Source organism: Xanthomonas sp. WHRI 8932A, assembly GCF_035012785.1.
Lineage (GTDB): Bacteria > Pseudomonadota > Gammaproteobacteria > Xanthomonadales > Xanthomonadaceae > Xanthomonas.
Window position 1 is genome coordinate 1 of record NZ_JAYGQQ010000007.1, and the last position, 17,648, is coordinate 17,648.

Genomic DNA, 17,648 nt, shown 5'->3' on the forward strand with positions numbered 1-17,648 from the left:
CCGGCACCTACCGATGAACACGCCCGAAGGAAACCGATCAACGGTCGCGGATTGAGGTCCTGACCAACACAGTTGCTCCATGGACGGATTCAAGGCGTGTCCCGCAGCGTTAGGCGGGCAAGGACCATGCAGCCGGGGCGCAGATCAGCGGCTCTCCACTAGCAAATGCAAAGCAGCCAAGCACACCGAAAGCAACCGAACTAGAGCCTGCATGGAAGGATTCACGCCGTGCACCGCGGCGTTAGGCGGGTAAGGGTCATGCAGCCGGCGCGCAGATCAGCGGCTCCCCACTAACGCATGCAGAGCAGCCAGTCACGCCCAAGGCAACCGTGAGCTTCTGTTCTTGAAGACGCCGAAAAAGTCGCGAGACATGGGGCGATAAAGATGAACTGAGAACGCAATAGCGCCATGTACGCGATCTACACCGCGAACACGCCCATCGCACGGCCCAACCGGCAGTGACGCGCCAAATCCCTGTTGGTTAGCACATGTCCTCACACGCGGCGCAGTACCGTGGCGCAGCGGCAGCACCAACGGCTGGATATACATTGCCTGCCGCAGGTTGGGTGATGACGGTGGTGTGAGCGGTCGATCGTGCCTGTTGGCGATGCGTCGCGCGGTCTTGGGCTCTCTTCTAATGGTTTGGCACAGATGCACGGATGGGTGAACAGTCATCAGGGCGCAGGCGGTGAAGCGATGCGGTGGTGTCGTGCAGGCGATCTGCGGCGTGGCGTGATCGTGCGGATGCGCGCGGCATGACCACTGCATTTCCGCATGGCGACAGCGCCATGGCGCAGGCTGTGCGCGTATACGACTGGGCTGCTACGCCGTTGGGGCCGAGCGCGCAGTGGCCGTCGCCACTGCGCAATGCGGTCAGCCTGATGCTCACCTCGCCGGAGAGCATGTACGTGGTATGGGGCGAGGCGCTGACGTTTTTCTATAACGATGCGTACGCGCCGATTCTGGGGCCGCGTCGGCCGCAGGCACTGGGCGCGCCGCTGCGCGAGCTGTGGGCCGACGCGTGGGAGGCGGTACGTGCGCCGATCCAGGCAGCATTTGCCGGGAGCGCCTCGCGCTTTGAAGAAGTGCCGATTGGTATGAACCGCTACGGCATGCCGGAAGAGACCTGGTGGACGTTTTCGTTTTCGCCGATCTATCTGGACGATGGCAGCATCGGTGGCGCGTTCTGCGTGACCAACGAGGTGACCGCGCGCAAGCTGGCACAGGCGCGGTTGGCCGACGAGCACGAGCGCTTGATCCGCTTGTTCGAGCAGGCGCCAATGTTCATGGCGTTTTTGAGCGGGCCGCAGCATCGTGTCGAGTTCGCCAACCCGTGCTACTCGCGCTTGGTCGGCCACCGCGATGTGATTGGGCGGCCGCTCGCCGAAGCGTTGCCGGACGCGCTTGAGCAAGGGCATCTGCGCCATCTGGATGAGGTGTATCGCTCCGGGCGCGCCTATACGGCCAATGCGCTGGTGTACGACGTCCAGGCAGTGCCAGGCGGGCCGACCGAGCGACATCTGCTGGACCTGGTGTATCAACCGATTGCCGGTGCCGACGGCACGGTCTCCGGCATCTTCGTGCAAGGGTTGGATATCACCGATCGCATCAGCCTGGAACGCGCGGTGCGCGAGGCAGAAGTGCGCAACCGGCAGATCCTCGATAGCGTCATGGACTACGCGATCATCGCGACCGACATGCGCGGCCAGGTGACCTCATGGAACGAAGGCGCGCGCCGCATTCTGGGCTGGAGCGAGGCCGAGATGCTCGGGCAATCGCTGGAGCGCATGTTTACCCCGGAAGATGTGGCGCATCGACAGCTTCTCATTGAAGCCGCCGCAGCGTTGGAAAGCGGTAGCGGCATGGACGAGCGCTGGCATATGCGTAAATCCGGCGAGCGGTTCTGGGCCAATGGATCGTTGATGGTGCTGCGCGAAGAAACTGGCGTGGCGATTGGCTTTGTCAAAGTGCTACGCGATCGCACCGTCGAGCGCTTGGCTGGCCAAGCCTTGATCAAAAGCGAGCGCCGGCTGGACGCCTTGGTGCGCGCGTCGTCGCAAGCGATCTTTTCTGCCACTGCCAACTGGAGTGCGTTGCGCCTGCATGCCGGCGATGGCTTGTTGGACGATGGTCGTGCGGCCAATGCGCGCTGGCAGCAGGAATGGATTTATCCAGATGATCGTGCGCCGTTGCTAGCGGCCATCCGTGCTGCGATCGACGATAAGGCGGCCCTGGAGCTGGAGCTTCGCGTGCTGGACAGACAGCAGGTGCGCTGGACGCTGCTGCGCGCAGTGCCCGTGCTCGATGCAGAGGGCGAGATCGAGGAGTGGTTCGGTACGGCCTCGGACGTCAGCGATAGACGCGAGGCCGAAGAGCAATTGCGCGTGCTGACCGAAACCCTGGAACAACGCGTCCGGGAACGGAGCGCGGCATTGCTGCTGGCCGAAGAAAAACTGCGCCAGAGTCAAAAGATGGAGGCGGTCGGGCAGCTCACCGGCGGCCTGGCGCACGACTTCAACAATCTGCTGACCTCCATCACGGTGGGCCTGGAGTTGCTGCAGGCACGGGTGGAGCAAGGCAAGTACGACCGCTTGGAACGCTATGTGGAAATGGCGCAGACCAGCGCCGCGCGTGCCGCTGCGTTGACGCAACGCTTGCTGGCATTCTCGCGCCGGCAGACGCTGGCCCCCAGTGCGTTGGAAGTGGACGCGCTGGTGCACGGCATGCGCGAAATCATCTCGCGGACCTTGGGGCCACCGATCACGTTGCAGGTGACGCCGGCGCCGCAGCCGTGGAAGGTGCTGGTAGACGCGCCGCAGTTGGAAAACGCGCTGCTCAATTTGTGCCTCAATGCGCGCGATGCCATGCCCGATGGCGGCGTACTCACCATCCGGCTGCACAACCGCTCGCTGGATCCGGTGGCGGCCCAGCAGTTGGATCTTCCGCCTGGCGATTATGTGTGCCTGAGCGTGCAGGACACCGGTACCGGCATGACGGACGAGGTCATGTCCAAGGTGTTCGAGCCGTTTTTCACCACCAAACCGATCGGGCAGGGCACCGGTCTGGGCCTATCGATGATCTACGGGTTTACCCGGCAGTCCGGCGGGCACGTGCGCATCGATTCGGAAGTGGGTCTGGGCACCACCATGGCCCTGTATCTGCCGCGTTTCAGCGGGACGGATGCGCTGGACGAGGCAGTCGCCGCACCGCAACAGCCGCAGCGCGCAGCAGCGCAGAGCTCCACCATCTTGCTGGTAGAGGATGAAACCGCCATCCGCATCTTGATCTCGGAAGTGCTCACCGAGGCCGGTTACCGCGTCATCGAAGCGGCCGAAGGCAGCGCTGCGGTGGAGCGCTTGCGCTCGTTAGAGCCAATCGATGTGTTGGTGACCGATGTCGGCCTGACCGGTGGCTTGAACGGGCGCCAGGTGGCCGATGCGGGCCGGCAGTACCGACCCACGCTACCGGTGCTGTTCGTGACCGGCTATGCGGCAACCGCGGCCGTCGGCGCCGGACAGCTGGACGATGGCATGGAAGTGTTGACCAAGCCGTTCCTGGCGGCCGACCTGAAGCTGCGCGTGATGCAGTTGCTGGAGCGGCGTTTGCAATGACCATGGCTGTTGTGCAGGTAGCGGAGCCATCGTCGCGCTCGGATCGTCTGCGTTGGGCGCGTTCACGCTGGTGCTCGAGGACGCAACACGGCGGCTGCAGTCACGTGTGCAAAGCGCTGCGTACGCCTGGCCTGCGAGGCATGAGAGTGCCTTGGTTGCGCCCGGTTACAGCGTTGTCTGCACGATGCCCAGCAAGTCGCGTAACGAGAATGGCTTGGTGAGCAAGCGCATGCCGGTGTCCAGAAAGTCCGCCCGTTGGGCGCTGGCGCCTGCGTAGCCGGTCATGAAGATGATCGGGAGTGCGGGGTACAACCGCCGCGCATTGTCGGCCAGGTCGCGTCCGTTCATACCCGGCAGGCAGATATCCGACAGCAGCAGGTCGAACGGACAGGCCGTGACGAGCTGCTCCAGCGCCTGTTCGGCATCGGCAGACACGACGACCTGATAGCCCTCTTCGCACAGGATATCCGCGGTCATTGCGCGAATGGCGTCGTCGTCTTCCACCAACAGAATGCGTGCATTACATGATGCGTCGTTCACCGCTATCCTCAAGCGATCGCAACAACGCGATCTGCTTCACTGCCAAGGCTATGCGCGCGCCCGTGACGAATGTGTCGGAGTTGTCACGCAGCGCATCACAAAGACCGGGGGGCATGCCGCAGATTGACAATCCTGCGACACCCCAAAGCAGCGAAAATCCGCCACAGCGGTCACGGCAAAAGACGGGCAGAACGCACAGCGCGTCAAGCCAGGCAAGCTGATCAATTCAGTCTGTGGCAACGGACGATCACGCGCGCGTGTTAACGTGAACGGCATGAAAAATGTAAAGCCGATGATCGCAAACCGCATCACGACCGGGACGACGGGGCTTGACACCATCCTCCGCGGAGGACTGCCGGCCAATCGGCTCTATCTGCTCGAAGGCCAGCCCGGCTCCGGCAAGACCACGTTGTCGCTGCAATTCTTGCTCGATGGCGCAGCCAGAGGCGAGAGCTGCCTATACGTCACCTTGTCGGAAACCATCGACGAGCTCAACGAAGTTGCCGCGTCGCATGAATGGTCGCTGGAACCTTTGCACATCTTCGAGCTGGCCTCGGCAGAGGCGTTTCTGGGCGACGGGCGCCAGCAGTCCATTCTGCATCCTTGGGAAATGGAACTGGATGGCACGATCAAGTTGATCCAGGCCGAAGTCGATCGGGTCAAGCCGACGCGCGTGGTCTTCGACTCGTTGTCCGAACTGCGTCTGTTGGCACAAGACTCGCTGCGTTACCGACGGCAGGTGTTGGCGCTGAAGCAGTTCTTCGCGCCGCGCAACATCACCGTGTTTCTGGTCGATGACCTCACCGACGAGAATGGCCAGCGCGACGCGCATCTGCACAGCCTGTGTCATGGCGTGATTTCGCTGGAGCGTATGACGCTGGACTTCGGCGCAGCGCGGCGACGCATGCAGGTGCAGAAATTGCGCGGGGTCAACTTTACCGCCGGCTACCACGACATCACCATCGTGACGGGCGGCATGCGGATCTATCCGCGCCTGATCGCCTCCGATCATCACGTACCGTTTGTCGGCGATGCGGTGTCCAGCGGGGTGGAGCGCATCGATGCACTGCTGCACGGTGGCCCCTTGCGCGGCACCAGCACCTTGCTGACCGGTCCGGCTGGGTCTGGCAAGACCAATGTCGCTTTGCAATATGTCAGTGCGGCCTGCGAACGTGGCGAGCATTGCTGCGTGCTGCAGTTCGACGAGCGCACCGGCACCTTGCTGACGCGTGCCGAAAACCTGGGCATGGATTTACGCAAGCACCTGGCCTCGGGCATGTTGGAACTGCACCAGATGGACCCTGCAGAACTGACGCCCGGCGAGTTCTCCTGGGCGGTGCGCGAAAGCGTGGAGGCGCGGAACTGCCGCATCCTGGTGATCGATAGCCTCAACGGCTATCTGTCGTCGATGCCGCAAGAAAAGCAGCTGATGCTGCAGATGCACGAGCTGCTGTCCTATCTCAACCAGAGCGGCGTGACCACGTTCCTGATCAATCCGCAGCATGGTCTGGTGGGGACGATGTCGACCGGCAACCTCAATATCTCCTACATGGCCGACACCGTCATTTTGTTTCGCTTCTTTGAAGCGCAGGGACGGATCCGCAAGGCCTTGTCGGTCATCAAGAACCGCAGTGGCGCGCATGAAGATTCGATTCGCGAGATGCGCATCAGCAGCGGCGGTCTGCATTTGAGCGAACCGCTGGAAAGGTTCCATGGCGTGCTGACCGGCACCCCACAGTTTGTCGGGGACAGCACGCCCTTGCTGGATCGTGCACTTGACCAACTGTGAAGCGGATGGGTCTGTGGTCCACATCATCGCGCCGTTCGGCCGCGATGCGGAAAGTATTGCAAGCATTGTCGGTGAGCGTGGACTGACGCGCCGGGTCTACGGTGCGTTGGCGGCATTGTCCGGCGACCTGCTCGACAGTTCCGGCGTGGTGGTGCTGACCGAAGAGGCCGTCGGCGGCGATCTGCAGCAGTTGCAGCAGATCCTGCAGGGTCAGGCGGCGTGGTCGGATATTCCATTCGTGCTGCTGCGCGCCCCGCGTGGTAGCCAGCATGGTCGCCGGGTGAGCCTGCCTGCCGAGATGACCAATGTCATCGAGCTGGAGCGGCCTCTCAGTTCATCGTCGCTGTTGAGCGCGATTTCCAACGCATTGCGGTCGCGACAAAAACAGTTCGTAATCCGCGACCAGATGGCAGAGCTGGCCGAAGGCCGTGCGGCACTGGCATTGAGCGAAGCCGAGTTGCGCCGCGTCACCGATGCCTTGCCGGTGTTGATCGCCTTCATCGACAAACACCTGGTGTATCGCTTCGCCAATCGCTCGTACGAAGACTGGATCGGTATTCCGCCGCAAGAGGTCATCGGACGTCCGCTGGTGGATGTGGTGGGGCCTGCGGTGGTGGCCGAGCGGCGCGCCTGGATAGAGGCCGCGCTGTCCGGTCAGGCGCTGACGGTGGAAGCGAGCTGGCCGCATGCCGATGGGCGCCGCCGCGATGCCGAGATCCGCTACATGCCGCGCTTCGATGCAGATGGCAAGGTGGATGGCTTCCACGTGTTTGCGACCGACATCACCGCACGTGCGCTGGCGCTGGAGTCGATCCAGGAGCAGGCCAACCTGCTGGAGGCCAAGGTGGCCGAACGCACGGCCGAGTTGCAGCAACAGATGCTGGCGCGCGAATCCAGTGAGGCCGCGCTGCGTCAAGCGCAAAAGATGGAAGCGGTGGGCCAGTTGACTGGCGGCATTGCGCACGACTTTAACAACATGCTGACCGGCATCCTGTCGGCCTTGGATCTGGCGCGTCTGCGCATCGACCAGGGGCGGACCGAGGGACTGGGGCGGTTTCTGGATGTGGCCTCGGCCTCGGCCTTGCGCGCGGCCGCATTGACCCAACGCCTGCTGGCGTTTTCGCGCAGGCAGTCGCTGCAGGCGCGGCATCTGCAGTTGAACGATCTGGTGGTGTCGCTGCAGGAATTGCTGGCGCGCACGCTGGGCGAGTCGGTACGCATGGAGGCCGATCTTTGCGATGCGCTACCGCATGCCTATGTCGACGAAAACCAGCTGGAAAGCGCGTTGATCAACCTGGCCATCAACGCCCGCGACGCCATGCCGGACGGCGGCCAGTTGCGCATTTCGACCCGGCATCTGCATGTCGACGAACACCGTCTTGAACTTGGCCGTGGCATCAGCCTGGCGCCGGGCGACTACGCCGTGGTCTCGGTGGCCGACACCGGCACCGGCATGCCGGCCGATGTGCTGGAGCGCGTGTTCGAGCCGTTTTACACCACCAAGCCGATCGGGCAGGGCACCGGCCTGGGCATGTCGATGATCTATGGCTTCATGCAGCAGTCCAACGGGCAGGTCTGGGTGGAGTCGGAAGTGGGCGTGGGTACCACGGTGAGCCTGTATCTGCCCGCCGGCGTCGCCGTGCAGAGCGTGGCGATGGGGCCGCAAGGCGGAGCGGTGGTGGCCGGGCAGGGACAGCAGGTGCTGGTGGTGGAAGACGACGAACAAGTGCGTCTGCTGGTGACCGAACTGCTTGGCGAGTTGGGTTACGAGGCCGAGGTGGTGGCCGATGCCGACGCCGCGCTGCCGATCCTGGCCTCGCAGCGACGGATCGATCTGCTGGTGACCGATGTCGGGTTGCCCGGGCTCAACGGACGCCAGTTGGCAGAGATTGCACGACAGTCGCGCCGCGATCTGCCAGTGATCTTCATGACCGGCTATGCCGAGACCGCACGCGACCGCGGCGAATTTCTTGCCGAGGGCATGAGCATGATCGCCAAGCCCTTTACGCTGGGCGAGTTCAGCGGGAAGTTGCACGAGGTGTTGGGGCCGTCGTCCTGAGCAAGGCAGATGTGGGATCTGCCGCATTGCTTGCTTAATGCCTCTTGGCAGCTGCGTCGACTGCCTTCATCCAGGAACAAGTGCGGGCTGTCCACGCAACCTCGCGTGGTCCGCTTCAGCCTGTGTCTCTGCGTCTACCTACCGCCGCTGCGCACCATGACACCCGGCAATGCGCCTAGCGGGCTGACGTCGCCGCCTCAGGCACGCCTGCACGTGTTTTGCGCTGCTGTCTTCAGCGTGCAGCACGCCCGGATTGCCGCGCGCTCGCCATCGATTCGGCCACGGCAATCTTGTCCGCCACCGCGTTCTGCATCGGCGAGCCGGTTTCCAGCAAGCCATGCAGATGGCGCCAATGGGTGGTGGCTGCGGCGTAGTCGTGCTGCTGGAAATCGCTGATGCCCAGTAGCCACAGCCCACGCTGATTGTCCGGCTCGCGCGCGATCAGCTGCTGCAACCGCGTCCGCGAGGTCGCATCGATGGCGAAATCGCTGTGTGTTGCCATGTCGGCGGCGATCCAGCCGACGATGGCCGCGCTGGTGTCGGGCGCGATCTTCAGTGCCTGCGCGTAGGCATCGCGCGCCTCGGCGGAGCGGTTGTTCTGCTCATGCGCTTTGGCCTGTTCCATCCACGAAGTGAGCGCTGCCAGTTGCGCCTGTTCGGCAGCGCTAGGTTGTGGTGGTACCGCATCGGCTGCAGCAGCCGTTGCGATGGGCGCCGTCTGCGGTGCCGTCACGTAGACCGGATGTGCGATCGCATCGGGTGCGCCAACCAGCCGATACAGGCCGGCGGTGGCGACGGGTAGGCCCAGTACCAGCAGAATCGGCAGCGTGTAACGTGCATTGCCATTGCGCGTGGGTGTGCGCATCAGCGGCAGCAGTAACAGCAGTAGCGCAACCATCACCAGCGCAGCGCTCAAATAAAAACCCGTCATCACCATTCTTCCTCTGCCTGCGGTGCCACCGCAGTGCCGACACGTGCGCGTTTTCGCACGGTGTGAATCACCACCGCAGCACCGGCGCCCAACATCAGCAACGGCCCGAACCACAACAGCCAGGTGCCGCGTTTGACCGGCGGGTCGTACAACACAAAATCCGAATAGCGGTCGACCATGTACTGCTTGATCTGCGCATCGCTCTTGCCGGCCTGCAGTTGCGCGAACACTTGATGACGCAGATCGCGCGCCAGGGTGGCATTGGAATCGGCCAGGTTCTCGTTCTGGCACACCAGGCAACGCAGTTGCGCGGTCAGTTGTTGATACCGCGCTTCTTCGCTGCGGTTCTTGAACGGCAACGGGTCCACCGCCTGCGCCTGCACGCAGGGCGCGAGCACTATTCCCAACAGCACCACCAGCAACAGGCGCAGCTTGCGCGCCTGCTCACGCCGATGCGCCTGAAAGACGCCATATCCCAGCATCACGGTGCGCCCTTGGGCAGTGCGGCGATGGCGGGCAGCAGCTCATCGTTGATGACATCGGGGGTGAGCACGCCGATGTGCTTGTAGCGGATCATGCCCTGCGCATCGATCAGGAAGCTTTCCGGCGCGCCGTAGACGCCGAAATCGATGGCGGTCTGGCCGGCTTCATCGGCGATGACCACCGCGTACGGATTGCCCAAGCGTGCCAGCCAGGCAGTCGCATCGGCCGGCGCGTCCTTGTAGTTGTAGCCGATCAAGGGCACGCCAAGCCGGCTGGCCTGCGCCATCAGCACCGGATGCTCGTGCACGCATTCGGCGCACCAACTGCCGAACACGTTGAGCACATACGGCTTGCCCAGCAGCTGCTCACGGGTGACGTGCTGGTCGGGCGCATCCAGCCGTGGCAGCGAGAAGGCCGGCGCTGGTTTGCCGATCAATGGGGAGGGCACATCGCGCGGGTTGTGCTGCATGGTCCAGTAGATGCCGAAGCCGAACAGGGCGGCGACCAACAAGAACCCCAGCAGGGGCAGCATGCGCTTCACGGGTGCGACTCCTGCGCGATGATGGGCGCCTGGTATGCGGGCGATGCAGCCGCCTTGCCCGCGGAGACCGGCGCGCGGAAGCGTCGTGCGCAGGCGCTGACGAAGCCGCCCAGCATCATCAACAGGCCGCCGGCCCAGATCCAGCGGATGAAGGGCTTGTAGTACAGCCGCAAGGTCCAATCGTGTTCGATGTGCTGGTCGTCCAGTGGCTCGCCGAGCGCGACATAGAGATCGCGGGTAATGCCGGGATCGATCGCCGATTCGGTCTGGATGCGTTCGCTGCTGTACAGGCGTTTTTGCGGATGCAATTGCGCAATGACCTTGCCATCGCGGCTGACCTGCACGCTGCCTTGTTCGGCCTTCCAGTTTGGTCCGTCGACCAGCTGCACACCGTCGAAGCGGAACGCGTAGCCGGCAATATCCGCGCTCTGCCCGGGCGACAGCCGTACATCGCGCTCGACCGACAGGCTGTCGGAGATCAGCACGCCGGCGACGAACACCGCCACCCCCGCATGCGCGATCAACATGCCGGCCATCTCCGCCGGAAAGCGCCGCCCGCGCGGCATCTCGCGCCAACGTTTATAGACGTAAAGCGCCGTGCCGGTGGCCACCCAGGCCGCCACGCCAATGCCGGCGATGGCCTTGGCCTGGCCCTCGGCAAACAGGCTGCCGACCAGCGCGCAGGCGATTGCAGCGATGCCGGCGCGGGCACCCAGCGCCTTTAACGGTGCGCCGTCGGCCTGGCCCCAACGTAGGTAGGGGCCGAACGGCAGCAACAGCACTACCGGCAACATCAGCAACGGGAACAGCAGGCCGAAATACGGCGGTCCCACCGACACCTTGCCCAGGCCGAAGGCATCGGCAATCAGCGGGAACAAGGTGCCCAGCAACACCATCGCTGCGGCGACGGTGAGCAATAGATTGCCGATCAGAATCCCAGTTTCGCGCGAGGCGGCGGCAAACGGTTTACCGCTGGCGATTCTGGGTGCGCGCAAGGCGTAGAGCAGTAACGAACCACCGACCACTGCGACCAGGAAGATCAGGATGTACAGCCCACGGCGCGGGTCGGCGGCGAACGCATGTACCGAGGTCAGCACGCCCGAGCGCACCAGGAACGTGCCCAGCAGCGACAGCGAGAACGCCAGGATCGATAGCAGGATGGTCCACGCACGCAGGCTGCCGCGTTTTTCGGTGACAGCCTGGGTGTGGATCAACGCGGTGCCCACCAGCCACGGCATGAAACTGGCGTTTTCCACCGGATCCCAGAACCACCAGCCGCCCCAGCCCAGTTCTGCATACGCCCACCAGCTACCGGCCACGATGCCGGCGGTGAGGCAGGCCCAGGCCACATTGGTCCATGGCCGCGCCCAGCGCACCCAGGCCTGTTCCAGTTCGCCGCCCAGCAGGGCCGCCACCGCGAACGCAAAGGCCACCGAGAAACCGACATAGCCGGTGTAGAGCACCGGCGGGTGGAAGGTCATGCCCGGATCCTGCAACACCGGATTGAGCTCGTTGCCGTCCAGCGGAATCGGCGACAGCCGCCCGAACGGATTGGAGGTCAGCAGGATGAAGGCCAGAAAGCCCACCGACACCAGGCCCAGCACCGCCAACACGCGTGCAGCGAAATACTGCGGTAGATGCCGGCTGAAAGCGGCCAGCAACACCGTCCAGGTGGCAAGGATGGCGATCCACAGCAGCAACGAGCCTTCGTGCGCGCCCCACACCGCGGCAAAGCGGTAGTACCAGGGCAGGGCGATGTTGGCGTTGGCGGCGACATAGCCGACCGAAAAATCCAGCGACAGCAGCGACCAGGCGAGCAGGCCGAACGCCATCCACACGAACACGGCCTGGCCCACCGCTGCCGGCCGCGCGACGCCCATCAAAGCGGTATTGCCGCGCCAGGCACCGATCAGCGGCAACACGCCCTGGGCAAGCGAAAGCAGCAGCGCCAGGATCAGTGCGATCTGGCCGAGTTCAGGCGTCATGAGTGGGTCGCAGCGTGCGGCAAAAAGAGATTGGCGAGTGAGCGGCGCGCAGCCAACGCCCCCTCAACGCGGCGCGGCCAGCGGCACGGCGGTGGCGGGGATCGGCTTGCCGACATGGCCTTCGGCCATCGCGTCCTTGAGTTCTTTCGGCATGTAGGTTTCGTCGTGCTTGGCCAGCACTTCGTTGGCGACAAAGCGTTCGCCCTGCATGCGCCCGTTGGCGATTACCGATTGGTTGTCGCGAAACAGGTCCGGCAGGATGCCGGTGTATTCGACCTGGGTGGCCGCATATTTATCGATGACGGTGAAGCTGACTTTCAGCGAGTCGCTGGCGCGCTGGATCGAGCCGGCCTTGACCATGCCGCCGAGACGGAACTGTTGATAGCTGGCCGCTTCGCCGGCGTGCACCTGGCTGGGCGTGAACAGGTAGCTCATGTTCCGCTGCAGCGCCAGCACGATCAGCGTCACCGCGAGCGCGGCGGCGGCGATGACGCCAAGCACCAGCCACAGACGTTGTTTGCGCGTGGCATTCATGGCGCGTCGCGCTCCAGCGTTGGCGCCGGTTGATCGCGCGCACGACGCGGAGTTTGCCGTTGCAACTGGCCACGCAGTTCGCGCGGCAGGCGTCGGCGTCGCAACCACGGCGCGGCAAGGTCGGCCAACAGCACCAGCACGAACAACGCGTAGGACGTCCACACGTATTGGCCGTAGCCGCCCATCGCCAAAAACGTATTCATGCGGTGCGCTCCGTCAATACGATGCGGCGTGCCCAGTCCTTGCCGCTTTCCAGCGCCAGCAGGTCCACGCGCACGCGGCCGAACAGGCTGGCGACGTAGTAGCACTTGGTGGCCAGCATCATCGTCAGTAACGGCCACAGCATGTCCGCGCCCATCTTTGAGGGGCCGAGCAGGCGCACGGTGGAGCCTTGATGCAGCGTGTTCCACCACACCACCGAGTAATGCACGATGGGCAGATTCACCAGGCCGACCAGGGCAAGCAAGCCGGCGGCACGCATCGCCTGACGACGGTCTTCCACCGCGTGGTACAGGCCCAGCACGCCCAGATACAGAAACAGCAGCAGCAACTCCGAGGTCAGTCGCGCGTCCCAGGTCCACCAGGTGCCCCACATCGGCTTGCCCCATAGCGAGCCGGTGCACAACGTGATGAAGGTGAAGGCCGCACCGATCGGTGCCGATGCCATCGTCACCACTTCGGCCAGCTTGATCCGCCACACCAGCGCGATAAACGCCGACACGCCCATCGCTGCGTAGATGAAAAGACTCATCCAGGCACTGGGCACGTGGATGAAGATGATGCGGTAGGCATCGTGCTGCTGATAATCCGGCGGCGCCAGCACCAGCCCGCCGTAAGCGGCCACCGCGCCGAGCAGCAAGGCCAGGCCCAGCGCCCACGGGCGCACGCATCCGGCGAAGCGGTAGAACGTCGGCGGCGAGCTGAGTTTATGCAGCCACAAGGGAATCCACTTGGCCATGCCGGTGTCGTCAGTTGGAATGTTTGGAAGGCGACAGCGCATCGACGGCGGCGCCTGCGTTGACCTGCAGCTGGCCGTCAGAGACCTTGCTGGTGCGTTGCAACAGGTCGCGCAGCGCAGTGGCATCCATCGACGGCGACAGCGACAACAGCAGTGCGGCCATGCCGCTGACATGTGCGGTGGCCATCGACGAGCCGGAGGTGAAGTCGTAACGGCCGTTCGGCTGGGTGGTCAGAATGTCCTTGCCGGGTGCGCTGAGCACGCCGGGCATGGCGGTGGTAGCGCTGCTGCTGCGAACCACCAGCACGCCGGGCACATCATTGGGAAAGCCATCCAGCCGCCCGTTCGGCGGCATTGCCGCGACCACGATGCGGCCCTGCTGCACCAGATGCAGCAGCATCTTGCTCAGCAGCGGGTCGGCCGGGCCGCCCAGGCTCAGGTTGACCACGCGTGCGGAGCTGTTGTTGATCGCCGCCAGCGCCTTGGCCAGGGTGAAGGTATTGCAGCGTGCGGTGGCGCCTACCGTGGGCGCATACCAGCACGCCTTGTAGACGCTCAGCATGGCCTTGGGCGCCATGCCGACGATGCCTTGGTGGTTGTTGCTGCCGGCCGCAATGATCCCGGCCACTTCGGTGCCGTGCGAATCGCTGCTGGTCATGCCCGGCTTGTCGTCGACCAGGTTGTGCACGTCGCGGATGCGCGATTTCAGATCGGGGTGGTTGGTGTCCACGCCGGTATCGACCACTGCCACCAGCACACCGCGGCCCTGGGTAACAGCCTGCGCGCTGGCGGCATCGGTATCGATGAAGCCACGCTGCATGTCCACGTATGGGTCGTTGTAGCCGGACAACGGCGTGGTCTTTTCCGACGCATCGGTAGAAAACACCGAGAAATCCTGCACCGGCTGCACCAGCTCCACGCCTTCGTCCTTGGCCAGCGCGGTGACCAGCTCGTCGCGCGACACGCCCGGTGGCGGCTGCAGCACCGCGCAATACAGGCCCAGCGAGGTGATCGGCCAGCCGGACACTTCGCGCAGCTTGTAACGCTGCTTGATGGCTTCCATGCGCACGGCGGCCTTCTGGCCGGCGCCGTAATAGCTGGAGGCGTAGCCGATCAGGCTGGAGCCGGCACGGGCCGGCGGCGCGCTGAGCGGATTGGCCACCGCCAGCAGGATGTCGCGGCTGCTGTCGGGCGTATGCGCATCGGCGGACGTCGCGTTGGCGCTGGCCGCATCCTCAGCGGTGTTCTGCAACGCCGCGGCATGCGCATTGCCATGCACGCCCATGCTGAGCAGCGCGGCGACCAGGCCGATGGCGAAGAAACGGCTCATGGGGCGGAGACGATCTCGGCCAGCCGGATGCCCGGATTGGCGCGCAGTTGCTGCACGGTCCGTTGCGGCTGAGCCGGCGGCTGCGGCGCAGCAGGCACCACGGTGTAGGCGCCCATGTCGTTGGGCCCACCGATGACCTGCAGCTGCTGCGCATGCAGCAGGCGGTCCCAGTCGGCCACGGTCATGCTGGCATCCGGCACCACGCGGATAGCGCCTTGCGGCACAGGTAGCGCAGTGGCGCTGCTGAGTGTGCGGTAGTCGTGCGACGGTGCCGGCGAGGCCAGCTTGACGCCCATGACACCCAGGCCGATGGCCTGTACCAGCGCGGCGGCGGCCAGCGCACGCACGGTCCAGCTGCCGGAGCGACGCACGGCCGGTGCCGGTGCGATGCGTACCTCGGGTGCATCCAGGCGACCCAGCAGGCGCTGCAGGCCGGCGTTGGCGTCCAGCTTGACCGCCGGCGGTAGCGCCAGCGCCTGACGCAGGCGATTTTGCTGGGCGAACTCGGCGCTGCACGAGGTGCATTTGGCCACGTGCGCGATCAGCCAGGCGTTTTCTTCTTCGGTCGCGCTATCCAGCAGGACGGCCGGCATCAGTTCCCAGGCGTGCGAGCATTCCTTGCCAGGCGCGATGAAAAACGTCTTCATTGCAGGGTCTCCGTGTAAGGGGTGTTGCCGGCCAGGCCGGGCAGCACATTGCGTAATTTGACCCGCGCATGAAACAGCCGGGCTTTGATCGTGCCCACCGGGCACTGCATGATTTCGGCGACTTCTTCCAGCTTGTGGCCGACGCCGTAGACCAGTTCGATCACCAGGCGCTGATCCGGCGACAGCCGTTCCATGCCCTTGTCCAGCCAGTCGCGTAGCTCGCGGTCGTCGTTGTCGTCGGTGCTGGGGGCGTGGTCTTCCACCAAAACGGTATCGTCGATGGACTCGCCGTCGTGCTGGCGCAGGCATTTGAGCCCGCAGCGGTAAGCGATGCCCATGATCCAGGTCGACACTTGCGAGTCGCCACGGAAATCGCCCGCTTTTTGCCAGGCAATCCAGAAGCAGTCGTTGATGGCCTCTTCGATGATGTCCGGGCGGCGCGTCAGGCGCGACAAAAACCGGCACAAGCGGCCGTGGTAGCTGTGGTACATGCTCGCCAGGGCGTCACGATCGCCCGCAGCCATGCGGCGCAACAGCATGCGGTCGGTGGCATCGCCAAGGGTGTCGGACTCATTCATCGAAGCAGGCATGGGGTAGGACACCTCTAGGTGCCCGCAGGCGGGCGAAAGGTTGCGGTTGAATCAGAAACTGCGGGACACCATGCCCACCCACGGCGTTTCGCCGGGCCCGCCTTGCGCGCGCGGGGTGTTGTTGCTGGTGACGACCCGGTCCAGCTTCACTGTCCATGCCGCGCGGCTCCACTTCAGGCCCACTTGCCCATACCGATAGCGGCCGGAACTCTGGGCGCCGTAGGACATCGCCGGAAAGTCCGAGATGCCGGCACCGGCCGAGAGGCTGAAATCCCCCGTCAGCGGCACGTTGGCGGTGACGTCGACCACCATGTTCCAGGGCGAGCGTTGCGCGCGCGGGAAATTGAAGCTGGAGAGCGAAAAGGTGAGCGTGTCGCGGTAGGACCAGGCCAGACTGGCTTCCTGGCGGTCGAAGCTGCGCGACTGGCGGTCGGCCGGATAGGCGTAATACAGCAGGCTGGCCTGCATCTGCCAGCGATCGCCCAGCATCCAGCCACGCGCGCCCTGGAACGTGAGCGCCACCGGGTCGCTAAAGGAGGGCGACTGCAGCGCCGCGGAGGCCGATATCGACCAGCCGGGCGAGGGCAGCCAATAGCCGGCCGCCTGCAAGGTGACGCGGTTGGGTGCGATGGAGATGCCGCGGTCGATCAAGGTGGACGCCACCGCCACTGCGCCGCCGACGTTGTCTGCCACTGCAGTGCCGCAGGGGCCCATGACCAGCGCAAGCAGCAACGCGCGACGCAATCCCAGCTGCCGGCACCGCTGTAACTGGCAATGTACCCTCGGCAGGATGGGAAGGCGCGGCTGTCGTGCCGAGCCACTCGCGGGCCACGGCTGCCCGTCGCAGACGGTGTGGCGTCGCGGTCGGCAAGGGGACGGCTTGGCGGGCGAAACGTTCGGCAAGGGCGTGGGACGTGGACCGTAGCGGTGCGCGATGGTGACCCATCACGCGGGGCGAGACCGCTGTGTCTGTGGCGGTTCCGTCCGTATACGCGAAGGGTTCGTGTCAGGCAACGCGGGCCGTGCACCTGTGCAGGTGCAGCGGTGACCCGCATGCAGGCCGCGGACACTGCGGCCGGCACGCTGTACCGGGCTTGAAGCGATCCTCACAATGGCAAGCGTCGTGTTCAGGCCTGCGCGGGCGATACCGCACACCGGCACGTCCCTTCGGACCGCGCCGATTGCGCTTGCGCCATGCGTGCCGGCCAGGCCAGTGGTGCCAAGGCGGGCCGGCAGACCATCAACGCAGGGTGCTGAGGTAGGTGACCAGGGCGTCGAGTTCCTTGTCGTCTTCAAGCCCTTCGTACTTCATCTTCGTATTCGGCAGCGTGGCCTTGGAATCTTTTTTGAGGAAGTCCTTGAGGCTGGCGGTATCCCAGGTGCGCTTGCTTGCCTTGAGATCGGCCGAGTAGCCGCTGAAGTCCGCCACGCTGGCTGCGGGACGGTTGACGATGCCGAACAGCGACGGGCCTTTCTTGTTCTTGCCCTGCGTCGCGCTGTGGCACTCGGCGCATTCGCTAATGAACACACTTTTGCCATCGGCGGCGCGTGCCGAGCCAGGCAGCAGTGCGCCGGCCAGCAACAGGCCGGCCAGCGACGCGCAAAACAGGGTTGGGTGGAATGACTTCATGGGGGTCCTTACGTGTGGGG

General features: G+C 64.6%; 16 protein-coding genes. 3 read left to right on the forward strand and 13 right to left on the reverse strand.

What is annotated here, in order from left to right:
* Window positions 1-755 precede the first annotated feature (755 nt).
* A complete protein-coding gene (locus tag VC212_RS12345) occupies window positions 756-3,611 on the forward strand; it encodes a PAS domain-containing protein (RefSeq protein WP_323525951.1) in 2,856 nt (951 codons plus the stop codon).
* A 165-nt stretch (window positions 3,612-3,776) separates the two neighbouring features.
* Here the strand turns inward: VC212_RS12345 and VC212_RS12350 are convergent, their stop codons facing one another.
* A complete protein-coding gene (locus VC212_RS12350) occupies window positions 3,777-4,121 on the reverse strand; it encodes a response regulator (protein ID WP_055846156.1) in 345 nt (114 codons plus the stop codon).
* 304 nt (window positions 4,122-4,425) lie between these two features.
* Between VC212_RS12350 and VC212_RS12355 the strand changes: the two genes are divergently transcribed.
* Together VC212_RS12355 and VC212_RS12360 are read left to right on the forward strand one after the other, a co-directional pair.
* A complete protein-coding gene (locus VC212_RS12355; RefSeq protein ID WP_323525952.1) occupies window positions 4,426-5,940 on the forward strand; it encodes an ATPase domain-containing protein in 1,515 nt (504 codons plus the stop codon).
* Window positions 5,927-7,999, forward strand: a complete 2,073-nt coding sequence (locus tag VC212_RS12360) for a PAS domain-containing protein (RefSeq protein ID WP_323525953.1) — start codon at window positions 5,927-5,929, stop codon at window positions 7,997-7,999. The genes VC212_RS12355 and VC212_RS12360 overlap by 14 nt, the downstream gene beginning before the upstream one ends.
* A 232-nt stretch (window positions 8,000-8,231) precedes the next feature.
* Here VC212_RS12360 and VC212_RS12365 read toward each other — a convergent pair whose 3' ends face one another.
* From VC212_RS12365 to VC212_RS12420, 12 genes are all read right to left on the reverse strand, one after another.
* The gene (locus VC212_RS12365) at window positions 8,232-8,930 is read right to left on the reverse strand and encodes a tetratricopeptide repeat protein (protein ID WP_323525954.1); all 699 of its coding nucleotides are present in this window, start codon (window positions 8,928-8,930) and stop codon (window positions 8,232-8,234) included.
* On the reverse strand, window positions 8,930-9,412 hold the full coding sequence (locus VC212_RS12370; protein WP_323525955.1) for a cytochrome c-type biogenesis protein: 483 nt from the start codon (window positions 9,410-9,412) through the stop codon (window positions 8,930-8,932). The genes VC212_RS12365 and VC212_RS12370 overlap by 1 nt, the downstream gene beginning before the upstream one ends.
* Window positions 9,412-9,954: a DsbE family thiol:disulfide interchange protein gene (locus VC212_RS12375; RefSeq protein WP_323525956.1), complete on the reverse strand. Its 543-nt coding sequence runs from the start codon at window positions 9,952-9,954 to the stop codon at window positions 9,412-9,414. Before VC212_RS12375 ends, VC212_RS12370 begins: the two co-directional genes overlap by 1 nt.
* Window positions 9,951-11,939, reverse strand: coding sequence for a heme lyase CcmF/NrfE family subunit (locus tag VC212_RS12380; protein ID WP_323525957.1), 1,989 nt, complete (start codon window positions 11,937-11,939; stop codon window positions 9,951-9,953). Before VC212_RS12380 ends, VC212_RS12375 begins: the two co-directional genes overlap by 4 nt.
* A 63-nt stretch (window positions 11,940-12,002) precedes the next feature.
* Window positions 12,003-12,473 carry a cytochrome c maturation protein CcmE gene (gene ccmE, locus VC212_RS12385; RefSeq protein WP_323525958.1) on the reverse strand — a complete coding sequence of 157 codons (471 nt, stop codon included), beginning with the start codon at window positions 12,471-12,473 and terminating at the stop codon, window positions 12,003-12,005.
* Complete coding sequence (ccmD, locus tag VC212_RS12390; RefSeq protein WP_115527573.1) at window positions 12,470-12,676, reverse strand: heme exporter protein CcmD; 207 nt, start codon at window positions 12,674-12,676, stop codon at window positions 12,470-12,472. The genes ccmE and ccmD overlap by 4 nt, the downstream gene beginning before the upstream one ends.
* Entirely contained in the window at window positions 12,673-13,431 is a 759-nt protein-coding gene (ccmC, locus tag VC212_RS12395) for a heme ABC transporter permease CcmC (protein ID WP_323525959.1), read from the reverse strand. The genes ccmD and ccmC overlap by 4 nt, the downstream gene beginning before the upstream one ends.
* A gap of 10 nt (window positions 13,432-13,441) precedes the next feature.
* Entirely contained in the window at window positions 13,442-14,761 is a 1,320-nt protein-coding gene (locus tag VC212_RS12400) for a S8 family serine peptidase (protein WP_323525960.1), read from the reverse strand.
* Window positions 14,758-15,408 carry a zf-HC2 domain-containing protein gene (locus tag VC212_RS12405; protein WP_311238452.1) on the reverse strand — a complete coding sequence of 217 codons (651 nt, stop codon included), beginning with the start codon at window positions 15,406-15,408 and terminating at the stop codon, window positions 14,758-14,760. Before VC212_RS12405 ends, VC212_RS12400 begins: the two co-directional genes overlap by 4 nt.
* Window positions 15,405-15,998 (reverse strand): sigma-70 family RNA polymerase sigma factor, encoded by a 594-nt coding sequence (locus tag VC212_RS12410; RefSeq protein WP_193552531.1) that lies wholly within the window; start codon window positions 15,996-15,998, stop codon window positions 15,405-15,407. Before VC212_RS12410 ends, VC212_RS12405 begins: the two co-directional genes overlap by 4 nt.
* A 51-nt stretch (window positions 15,999-16,049) precedes the next feature.
* Window positions 16,050-16,712 carry a hypothetical protein gene (locus tag VC212_RS12415; RefSeq protein ID WP_115528258.1) on the reverse strand — a complete coding sequence of 221 codons (663 nt, stop codon included), beginning with the start codon at window positions 16,710-16,712 and terminating at the stop codon, window positions 16,050-16,052.
* A 526-nt stretch (window positions 16,713-17,238) separates the two neighbouring features.
* Complete coding sequence (locus VC212_RS12420; RefSeq protein ID WP_115561826.1) at window positions 17,239-17,628, reverse strand: c-type cytochrome; 390 nt, start codon at window positions 17,626-17,628, stop codon at window positions 17,239-17,241.
* Window positions 17,629-17,648 lie beyond the last annotated feature (20 nt).